Genomic DNA, 9,862 nt, shown 5'->3' with positions numbered 1-9,862 from the left:
ATCGTAGAAATCGCCCCACATCTTTTCATCCTTCCGGTTTACTCCCGCTACTATGGTGTCAATTTTATCGTTCATACTGTCACATTACCTGCGAAAAAAGAAAACAGAATTCATAAAAATCACCGTAACTACTTACTTTTGCGATATTTACGAATGCAAATATATTGTTTTTTTCAGAAACGCAGACCTTGCCGGCTTACAAAATAGAAAATAAAAAAAGCTCTCTCACACACATAGAGTTTTTTCACTTTCCTCTTTCACCTATCACCGGGCATCTTGAAACAGTTTATTCATGGCACTTTCAGGTATGGTGATAGGTTGTCGGCAACCTATCACCTTATCTATCACCTATCACCGCCTTTTTATCGCTCTGATTTCTTGTTATTTCTCTTCAATCTTACCGGAAACCTCATTCTGACATGGCTACGAGCTGTTATTTTCCTGATTGTCATACACACCTTCTTCAACCAACATTTATGACAACAAGTTTGCTCCAATACAAGTTCTGCCGCCAAATCCCGCATTTGGTCGTTCTGTTCCAGCCACATCCTACGCAATGCATCCCGCTGCGTTTTTGCGTCTCTATACATTTCTATTTCCTTGTCGCGTGCACTTAAGAGATAGGCATACGTTACACAAGCCTCAGATTTGCTTATACAAAATTGCTCCAGCATCCCAACATATGCCAAAGTATTCCCTTGCTCTTTAACTTTCAAAAATGCACGAAGACATTCATCGTTTACTACAACTGTATTATATTCCTTAAGATAAGCAGTTACCACTTTCATGTCCGCCCAAAGTTGGATATACTCTTCATCAAGGTTGTGTCTCTTAGCCGCTTCTTTTATATTAATCCATTCCGACATAGTGTTCGTTTTTTATGTGTTATACAATTAAAAAGAGTGAAAGCTCTTTTCTTAATATATTAGTACAACGAGCATCTGCACTTTCTATAATCCGGTGGGTGGGGACTAATTAGGGTATATACAAGGGCGCGAAACAAGCCGTCCGGGCACAAGAAAGGCGCAGATGCTGTTGCACCATTATCCTTATCAGAGGCTAGCAACACCCTTGTACCAGATAATGAGAACAACAGACATCCACGCCAATCGTTTATATATAACACATCTCTTACGGATATGTTGATATACAGCCGTCCACGTGGAGTATCTGTTGTATCACCTCTCAGTACATAAAAGTTTGCTATTTTCTGATAAGAGAGACAATACGTTATTTACTCCATAAAGGAAATAAAAAACACTTTCCGCCAGTTTCATCACGCCGATGGGCTGAAAGTGCGTGACAAAGATAGATGTTTTTTTTGAACTATGTTGGAAATACGGGAATAAATATAAGAAGTTTTGTATCAAATACAAGCCGGATAACCCAGGTGTAGGCAAAGTAACCGTAACCTATAGGGTGGCGTTCGGTTTGCTATAGGGAGACGAACGGTTTCATGCTTTGAAACAAAGTGTTTCACACCGAGAAACGAAGTGTTTCAAGTAATGAAACGAATAGTTTCAAATAGACTTGAAACTATTCGACCATAAGGATACGTCAATATCTACAATTAATAATTATCAAAATGTTCCTAGAAAGCTTTTTTTTCGTTTCTTTGCAAAACTAAAAGCAGTAGGTAATGAACAGATTTCAAGAGAAACAAAAATATTACGACGAAAAAGACAAGCTCATATTGAAACTGTATCGCACCAATCCCCAAAGTGCGTTCAAATTAATGTTTGATACCTATTACATGCCTCTTTGCCTTTATGCCGTGCAGTTGACAGACTCTTTTGTCATGGCGGAAGATATCGTACAAGACTTTTTCATCTCCTTTTGGGAGAAAAAAACGTACCTGAATATTGCTGTCAAGTTGCGTAGCTACCTGTTTTATTCCATACGAAACAACTCTTACCTATCGTTAAGGAAGAGCAACCTCGTCTCGATGGAAGAACTTTTCGATACGGAAATAGATATTACCGAATCCATCACCGATGAGGAAGAACTGAGAGAAAGGGAAAAGAAAATTATGGAAGAACTGGAAAAGCTGCCCAAACAAGAACTCTCCGCCGTGCAAGCCGTCATTCTCGAAAATAAAAAATACAAGGAAGCGGCCGAAGAGCTGAATATATCCGTAAATACCTTGAAAACGCATCTCTCACGCGCTTTGAAGCGCCTGCGCAAGGATAATAACCTAATACTTTTATGGCTATAAAATAATTAATTTAATATTTTTTCCGTCTTATGTCACCCATTTTGCAACTTTTATACTCCTTATCAAAAAGGATTGATAAAATGAGCAAAGATATGAAAAAACCTCATGAGCAGTTCGATGACCTGAGCGAACATAAGAAAGCGGCAAAGACATGGTTTGAACATCATAGAATCAGACGTTGCCTTGATTTCATCGAGCAGTATGATGCCGCACAGGCATGGAAACGCCTTCAGAGAAAGAAAAGCCGGAGGCAAATACGCCGTGTGACCTACACATCGGTTGCTGTCGCAGCATCTTTCCTGCTTATTTTCACACTGGCTTACACTTCTTTATCTCATAATTTCCCGCATAAAGAAACAGCCCTTTCCGCCACAACCGATTCTTTTCCGGAGATGGGCAGCAGAAAGGCCACTCTAATCCTTGATGATGGAAAAGAAATAGATTTAGGCACAAAAGAAGGAAATATAGAGAGCACGGAAGGCACAATTGCCGTCAGCAAGCCCAATGAGGCGCTTGTTTACCAAGACACGAAAAAGGAGACGCCCAAGGCTCTCAAATATAATACGCTAACCGTTCCCCGTGGCGGCGAGTACCTGCTGGTTTTGGCAGACAGGACAAAGGTGTGGTTAAATTCTGAAAGTAGCCTGCGTTATCCGGTCAGTTTTGCGGACAAACGTGAGGTTATTTTGACAGGTGAAGCCTATTTTGAAGTTGCCAAAGACAATAAACGTCCTTTCATAGTCAGTATTTCCGACAACAAGATAGAGGTACTGGGCACGAAGTTTAATGTCTCAGCATATCCGGAAAATAAAATCTATACGACGCTGGCAGAAGGTAAAGTAAAGATATATAACCAAGAAACTTCGGTCACTCTACTCCCGAACCAACAAGCGGCAATGCACGGGACGGGGGATATCGAGGTAGAAAATGTAGATGCAAGCCTCTTCACATCGTGGTCGCAAGGAATGTATGAGTTCCGTAAAACAGAGCTCGGAGACATCGCCGCACAACTTTCACGCTGGTACAACGTGGATATCCGCTTCAATGATGAAAAGCTGAAACACAAACGCTTTGCCGGAGTTATATTCCGCAACAACGAACTAAGTTTCGCCATCGAAGTAATCGAGAAAGTGTCGAATGTGAAATTTATCAGAGAAAACAATCAAATATATATAACAGAATAGCGGAAAGGGTGGAGCCTTCCCGCTATAAATAAACAATCAAAATCCTGTAAAACAGGAAATTTTACATCATTTAATCAAAACAAAGTTATGGGAAAAAAAGTTTTAAACGAAATTTTTCTTCGTAAGAATTTAATGATTAGATGTTTTATAACTTTTATGTTCTTCTCTTTAACAGTTAGCACACAAGCGTTCGCCCAAGCCGACAAGAAGATTAGCATAAATGTTCAAAACACTCTGGTCAGGGTAGTGCTGGATCAATTGCAAAGAGAGACGAATTTGCATTTTGTGTACGAAGAAACGACCATTCATCCGGGACAGACAGTGACATTGAGTTATCAAAACACCTCTTTGCCCAAAGTTCTTCAGGATTTCTGCAAACAGACTTCGTTGCGTTACGAGATTAAAAGGAATCTGATTCTTCTTTATCCGGAAAAAGAAGTGACAGGCAGTGACAAGAAATACACTCCTGTAAATATTTCGGGGACTGTCGTAGACGAAAACGGGGACGGGCTGGTAGGCGTAAGCGTCTTTGTCCCCAAAAGCAACAACGGCACCATCACGGATGCCAACGGGCACTTTTCAATCAAAGCCGCACCGGGCGAAGTACTGACTTTTACTTTTGTAGGCATGGCAGACCAAATGGTAAAGGTTACTCCCGCCACCAAAGCTATAAGTGTGAAATTATTGCCTGCCACTTCTGCATTGAGCGAAGTGATAGTGACCGGTTATCAAACCTTATCCAAGGAAAGGGTGACAGGGGCATTCGGGCTTATTTCTTCAAGCAAACTAGAAACCAAACTGCAACCCGACTTGAAATCTTTACTGGAAGGACAGGCTGCCGGTATCGTGATAGACAAGAAAGGAAACATTGAAATCCGGGGCGTTTCTACTTTCAATGCCGAGAAAACCCCGCTGCTTGTAGTCGACGGCTATCCTATCGAAGGTAAACTGGAAGACTTGAACCCTGATAACATCCAGAATATCACAGTGCTCAAGGATGGTGTAGCCGCCTCTATCTACGGTTCGCGGGCAGCCAACGGGGTTATCGTCATCACAACGAAGCGCGGTCAGAAAGGAAAGGCGGTAGTCTCTTACAAAGGTTCGTTCAACGTGACGCTGAAGCCTGATTTAAGCAAATTGAACAGGGCATCTTCATCGGATTATATTGATGCCGAGATTGACTTGTTCAATCAGTCACCGGACAGTTACGACCCTCTGGATGAGGGTAATATGAGCAGAGTGAGTTATCTGTTGATGCAGGCACACAACAATAAAATAACACAGGATGAAGCGATGGCGGAAATAAACCAGCTCCGCCAGGTAAATGGCTTGAAACAGATTGAGAAGTATATGTTCCGCAACCAGTTGAGCCATCAGCACAATGTTTCCATTTCCGGTGGCGAAGAGAACTATATGTACAACGTAGCAGCCAATTATAATTACAAAAGAGGCAGCTTCATCAATACGAATGAGGACAGGCTGATTCTGGATTTCAACAACCAATGGAAACCTTATAAGTTCTTAACCATAGATTTGGGGGCAAATATCTTATACAACCGTACCAACGAACCGAATACGACCTATTCGGCCCTGACCGGATATAGCAGCGGCTCCGATTTGCAGCCTTATACCGCCATTGTAGATGAAAACGGAAAGCCGTGTAATGTATGGGGACTCAGCCAATATAAAGTAAAAACTTACCAGAATACGCCCGGCATGAAAGACTGGACGTATAATCCGATTGAGGATGTTTATAAGGACGCAATAAGCACTACGAACTTCAGCACAAGAATCAGCGGCAAACTGCGCCTGGATATTATGAAAGGACTGAATATCGAAGTCGGCGGAGTGTGGCAAAGGGGCAATTACCAATACAAACAACTGCGTCAGGCGGATTCTTACGCTGTACGCATCGCCTATAACGACGCGACATCCAAGACAAATACCGTAAACCATTATTTGCCCGACGGTGCTGTCATCAACGAAAAAAGAAATGTAAGCGAGGATTGGACAATACGTACCCAAATCAATTACAACCGTTCATTCCTGAACGACAAACACCGCGTCACAATCCTTGCCGGTAACGAAGTGCGCCGTTCTACGTATGATTACAACACTATGGCAACCCGTGCGGGATATAATGAAGTAGCCGGCTCGTTTATCCCGATGAATTTAAAAGATTTTGTCGGCAATGTAAACTATGCGGATATGTTGTTCGGCTCTCCATGGAGTCCCCCGTTATATGATACATTCACAAACGGGGAGTACACCTATCGCGACAACCGTTTCGTGTCCTGGTATGGTAACGGCTCTTATGAGTACAACAACAAGTTTATCGTAAGCGGCAGTGTACGTATGGATTTAACCAACTTCTTCGGCACAGACCCTAAATATCGCCATAAACCGCTTTGGTCTGTAGGTGGAACATATAAGCTTGCCAATGAAGAATTTTTCGATGTACCGTGGATTAACAGGCTGAATATACGTGCGTCTTACGGTATAAACGGTAACATCGCTTTGGATGAAGGCCCGTTCCTGATTCTGGAAGCGGGAGATTACAATCAGACGACCGGCGGCGTATCCTACAAAGTGGCTTCTCCGCCCAACAACCAGCTAAGATGGGAAAAGACAAAGACTACTAACATCGGTCTGGACCTCTCTTTCTTGGACAGCCGCCTGAACTTTAGTTTTGATTATTACACCAAAAACAGTTCCGACCTGCTGGCGAAAGACGCGATAGACCCCACTACGGGCTTTGCTTCTCTGACAAAGAATGTAGGCAGGATTGTCAATAACGGTATAGAAATAACGGTAGATGCCGACGCTATTGTGACGCGTAATTTCAAATGGAATATCAATTACAATTTCGCATACAATCACAACAAAGTGAAAGAATATAACGTAACCCGTAGTTACGCAAGCAGTTACACACCGAGCACAGGTTCTGTCACAGTTGCCGGATACCCCGCCAATTCTATCTGGGGATATAAATTCGCAGGTTTGAATGAGGAAGGTGCTACTATGATTTATAACTCAAAAGGAGACAAAATCTTGATTGGTGATGCCGAGATAGAAGATGTTTATTGCCAGGGAAGCTTACGTCCCAAATTCGATATGTCCATGACTCAGAGTTTTAGTTATAAGAACTGGGATTTATCATTTATGCTAATCGCCAAATTAGGTCATAAATACCGCAAGGATGCCTTTAGCGGCTCCAATTATTCCAACCGTCATGTAGGCGAAAGATGGCAAAAGCCGGGAGACGAAAAGACGGCGATTTATCCGGTACTGAAAAGCTGGAATATGGATTTATTCGATTTCCCATACTTGGATATATTAGTTGGGAACGCCAGTTATATGAAATTGCGGGATATCACGCTGGCTTATACTTTTGACCGCTCGCTCATCAACAAGATTCATCTGAATAATGCAAGAGTCTATTTTCAGATGCGCAATTTATTCAGGATTACAGCCAAAGGAGTCGACATAGACCCTGAAATCGCAGAAGTCAATGAAACTGGATATTCCGGTCCCACTTACGACCAAGGATACACTTCATTGCCTTTACGTCCTGAGTTTTATATCGGTTTGTCATTCTCATTTTAATTGAATAAATCATGAAACTAAAATACTTATTTTTACTCTCAATCGCTTGTTCGTCTTGCAGTGATTTCCTGGATGTGAAGCCCATTGGAAAATTAATACCGACAGAGATAGAGGAATTTGAAAATCTTTTAAACAATGAAAGTACCATCAAGTACCACTTCATGGATAATAACAATACCTCTTTTTACTCTATGCTGGCAGATAATTTATCCATAAGCGAGAACTTGGATAAATATAAATACATAAGCTCTTATGTCAATAAAGATGTATATGCGGCCTATACGTTTAACGTACCTTACGAAAGCCCTATCAAGCCGCAATACACATGGGAATGGGGAATATACCGGGCAGCCGGATTGTTTAACAACGTCATCGAAGGCATTGAAGGCCTGGACGGAGCTGCCGAAACGGAAAACGGCAAAGCCGTAATCGCACAAGCCAAAGCCGGGCGCGCCTGGTCTTACATGGTCGGCGGATTGGGCTATGGCCCGATGTATAACCCTAATGGGGACAACAGCACAAAAACAATTCCTTACCGCACTTCGGGCGACCCTACTGTGCCTAATCCCGACCTAGCTACAACAGCAGAGTTGATGCAGTTTGTGAAGAAAGATTTGGACGATGCGCTGGATGCTCCCGAAAATGTAGTGAATCCCTGCAGAGCCAATAAAGCGGCTGTGCATGCTTTGCGGGCAGAATATTTCATGTATATGAGGGACTGGACCAATATGCTGAAAGAAGCGTCGGAAGCGTGGAGCCGTTCTGTCGCGCTGAAAGGAAGTGTTGATAATATGATTTATGACTTCAACCAATGTTACTATGACGACGACCCCAATGCCGATCCGGCAGAAGGAACGGATAAAGAGCTGTCACTCGACTTACGCGGACAGGACTTGCTGTTCAACCAAAGCATTCACCGGGAAAACCTGTTTTACAGGACAGCGCCTGCCGGTTGCGCCACCACAAACGGCCAATCTACTTATTACCCGTCGGATGACTTCCTTGCCCTGTTCGATCCAAATACCGACAGACGGTACCAACTATTTGCCTTGAGAATATTAGGATATTCAACGACAGTAGGCGGCATTAAATATGAGGACGGTATAAAAAGGACGTATTGCCGCAACTCCAAAATGCTGGCCAATCAGGGAATCACATATCCTCAGCTTCTATTAATGAAGGCGGAAGCAGAAGCCCGCACTTCCGACAAGACAAATGCGTTGAAAGACCTGAACTTGCTGCGCAAGTATCGCTATTCCGGCGATAACACCGACTTGCCGAACGGCAGTTCATTAAATGAAGATGAATTACTTTATGAAATACTAAAAGAACGCCGCCGAGAATTGCCTATTTCATCTTATCAGCGTACCTTTGACATCAAACGTTTTGTGTATGATACAGGAAAACCCTGGTGTCAGACAACAATCACGCATATGATAGGAAGCAAGAGCTATTCGGCTCCGGTCAATAGTGAATATTACACGCTGCCGAAATCGAATTCTATCATTGAAAAGAATCCGCAATGGGGATTGGAAGTAGATAACCGTCCATATGACCCGCTCGGAAAGAAATAAACGGATAGCTTGAACATACAATAAAACTTTAATATTCGAATTATGAACAGAATTAGTATCACGGCATGTGCATTATGCATGTCACTCGCTGCATCTGCGCAAGTAAACTATACCATAAAAGGTACTGCTACCGGCATGGATGGCCAGACAGTCTATCTCAATGACGCAGAGAACAGCCAGACCAACGCAATGGATAGCGTAATTATCAGCAATAATGCTTTTACATTCAAAGGAACGCAGCCTAAAGTCTGTTTTGCCACCGTATCAGCGGGCAGAGCCAGGACAACTTTGGTTCTTGAGGACGGAACTATCAACGTCTCACTTGATAGTCCGGGAAAAGCGACAGGAACGCCTACAAATGATATTCTCGAAGCTTGCAATGAGAGGATTAATGCGTTCAACAGCGAATATAAGGCATTGAGACAACAGGCTTCTGAATTGAAAGAAGAGGATAAAGCAAAAATGCTTGAATTGGAAAAGAAATGGGAAGACGTAAGCAAGAGACAAACGGCGGTAATAAAAGAATGTATCAACCAAAACCTGAATAATATCGCCGGGGCACAGTTACTCCGTCGGTTTGAAAGCAGCCTGTCAAGCGAAGAAGTTGCAAAAATTCTTGCCGTTGCCTCCCCGGTTATGAAGGAAAACGGATTTACCCAGGCTGTCATCAAGCATCAGATTGCTATGAAACGGGCTGAAGTAGGACAGAAATTTACGGATTTCAAATCGAAAGATATAAATGATAAAGAGGTTGCATTATCCGACTATATTGGAAAAGGGAAATATGTATTGATAGATTTTTGGGCATCATGGTGTGGTCCTTGCCGTGGGGAAATTCCACATCTAAAAGCTGCTTATGAGAAATTTGCATCCAAAGGATTTGAAATCATCGGTGTCTCTCTGGACGACAAGAAAGAAGCATGGTTGAAGGGAATTAAAAGCTTGGGTATCACATGGCCGCAAATATCCGATTTAAAGGGATGGAAGAGTGAAGGCGCTACGGTTTACGGCATAAGAGCCATCCCTACTACCCTGTTGGTAGACCCTAACGGAATGATTATAGGAAAAAACCTCAGAGGCGAGCAAGTTGAAAAGAAGTTGAACGAAATCTTGAAATAAAATAAAAAGAGCATTTGTTCGTTACTACATGAAAGGGTCCCGGAAGTTCTTCTCCGGGGCTTTTTCGGCTCAGTTGTAATTCTTGGGGGATTAAGTTTTGTTAATTCCGTTCATGCATATACCTTTGCTAGCCTAAAAAGGAAGAAGCTCATATCCACTACTCC

At 42.6% G+C, this 9,862-nt stretch carries 6 protein-coding genes and 1 pseudogene; 5 read left to right on the top strand and 2 right to left on the bottom strand.

The window, feature by feature from the left end; genetic code table 11:
• Together RDN93_RS20720 and RDN93_RS20715 are read right to left on the bottom strand one after the other, a co-directional pair.
• Positions 1-75, bottom strand: a pseudogene (locus RDN93_RS20720) (RNA polymerase subunit sigma-70); the annotation flags it as partial.
• Positions 76-362: 287 nt separating this feature from the next.
• Positions 363-866: a hypothetical protein gene (locus RDN93_RS20715; RefSeq protein ID WP_308747243.1), complete on the bottom strand. Its 504-nt coding sequence runs from the start codon at positions 864-866 to the stop codon at positions 363-365.
• A gap of 773 nt (positions 867-1,639) precedes the next feature.
• Between RDN93_RS20715 and RDN93_RS20710 the strand changes: the two genes are divergently transcribed.
• From RDN93_RS20710 to RDN93_RS20690, 5 genes are all read left to right on the top strand, one after another.
• Positions 1,640-2,215 carry a sigma-70 family RNA polymerase sigma factor gene (locus RDN93_RS20710; RefSeq protein WP_308747242.1) on the top strand — a complete coding sequence of 192 codons (576 nt, stop codon included), beginning with the start codon at positions 1,640-1,642 and terminating at the stop codon, positions 2,213-2,215.
• Positions 2,216-2,307: 92 nt separating this feature from the next.
• A complete protein-coding gene (locus tag RDN93_RS20705; protein ID WP_308747241.1) occupies positions 2,308-3,399 on the top strand; it encodes a FecR domain-containing protein in 1,092 nt (363 codons plus the stop codon).
• Positions 3,400-3,555: 156 nt separating this feature from the next.
• Positions 3,556-7,005 carry a SusC/RagA family TonB-linked outer membrane protein gene (locus tag RDN93_RS20700; RefSeq protein ID WP_308747240.1) on the top strand — a complete coding sequence of 1,150 codons (3,450 nt, stop codon included), beginning with the start codon at positions 3,556-3,558 and terminating at the stop codon, positions 7,003-7,005.
• 11 nt (positions 7,006-7,016) lie between these two features.
• Positions 7,017-8,579, top strand: coding sequence for a RagB/SusD family nutrient uptake outer membrane protein (locus RDN93_RS20695; RefSeq protein WP_308747239.1), 1,563 nt, complete (start codon positions 7,017-7,019; stop codon positions 8,577-8,579).
• Between the two features lie 42 nt (positions 8,580-8,621).
• Positions 8,622-9,698, top strand: coding sequence for an AhpC/TSA family protein (locus RDN93_RS20690; protein ID WP_308747238.1), 1,077 nt, complete (start codon positions 8,622-8,624; stop codon positions 9,696-9,698).
• Positions 9,699-9,862: the final 164 nt, after the last annotated feature.

The sequence above is a fragment of the uncultured Bacteroides sp. genome (assembly GCF_902491285.1).
Classification (GTDB): Bacteria; Bacteroidota; Bacteroidia; order Bacteroidales; family Bacteroidaceae; genus Bacteroides.
The sequence above is the reverse complement of the archived record's forward strand: the minus strand, read 5'-3'. Positions and strand labels throughout refer to the sequence as shown.